The sequence below is a fragment of the Extibacter muris genome, assembly GCF_004345005.1.
In the GTDB taxonomy this organism is placed as follows: Bacteria; Bacillota; Clostridia; order Lachnospirales; family Lachnospiraceae; genus Extibacter; species Extibacter muris.
The window spans coordinates 1-1077 of record NZ_SMMX01000050.1; the positions used below are offsets into that span (position 1 = coordinate 1).

Genomic DNA, 1077 nt, shown 5'->3' on the forward strand with positions numbered 1-1077 from the left:
AAGAGAGAGGGGAAGCGGGATACCATAGAAAATAAAAGGGGAAAAAGAGAACTGGATGAGTGGCCTTACGTAAGAGAGGAAAGAAGGGGGAAAAGAAGTTCCTTACTTGGGAACCCATTCCCTTGGAAAAAGCTTCTCGTCATTTGAAATAGGAGGAACAGAGGTGAAGGAGGGGAAGAAAGGGGAGGGAGAGGAGGAAGAGAAAAGGCAAGAGAGGAAAGGGGGGAAAAGAGAGAAAAGGGGGAGAGGAGAAGGGGAGAGGGGGGGGGAAGGGGGGAGGAGGAGGAGAGGAAGAGGAGAGAAAGGAGAAGAGGGGGGAAACCGAGGGAAGAACACAGCGCAGGAGAGGCGGCTGCGGATGGAGCGGCCGGAAGAAGAGGGGAGGGAAGAGAGGAAGAGGGGAGAGAGGGGGGGGAAGGAGGGAAAAGGAAGAGGGAAAGGGAAAAGAAAGAAGGGAAGGAAATTGTCGTCTTCTCCGGAAGCACCAGAGAAGGGGAGAAAGGGAAAGGAAAAAGAGAAGAAAAAAGAGAAACACGGAAAGACCTTATCTGGGAAAAGGAGGAAGAAGAGAAAAAAAGAGAGAAGAGGAAAATAGAAAAGGAGGCTATAAGGGAGGAGAGGAAGGGGGAAAAAGAAAGAAAGGAAGGAGGGGAGGAAAAGGAGAAAAGAGCAACGGTCTCAGATAGAGGAGGCGTAAGAAAAGGAAGAAGAAGGAAGGGAGGAAAGGGGGAGGGAGGGAGCATAAAAGGATCCTCGCAGAAAAAGGGGAAAAGGGAGAAAGGAGAAAGGAGAAGGGAAGAAAGAAAAGGAGGAGAGGGGGAGAAACCAGAAAAAGAAGAAAAAAAGCTGGGGGGATACAAACGCAGAGAAGAAAGAGGGGAAGGAGAAAGGGAGGAGGAAGGAGAAGGGGGGGGAAAGGGGGGAAGGGAAGCGCAGACTGGTGAGGACGAGGCGAGAAAAGAGGAAAGAAAAGAGAAAAAGAGGGAGGAAGGGGGAAAGAGAAGAAAACAAGCAAAAAGAAGAAAGGGGGAGGAAGGAGGAGGAAAAGGGGGAAGAAAGAAGAAGGAAGGAAAGAGA

Annotated in this window: 1 protein-coding gene; it reads left to right on the forward strand. The window is 50.2% G+C overall.

Going from position 1 to position 1077, the window contains the following annotated elements:
• The first annotated feature begins 163 nt into the window (after positions 1–163).
• Complete coding sequence (locus tag E1963_RS19150) at positions 164–595, forward strand: hypothetical protein (protein WP_132281675.1); 432 nt, start codon at positions 164–166, stop codon at positions 593–595.
• Positions 596–1077: the final 482 nt, after the last annotated feature.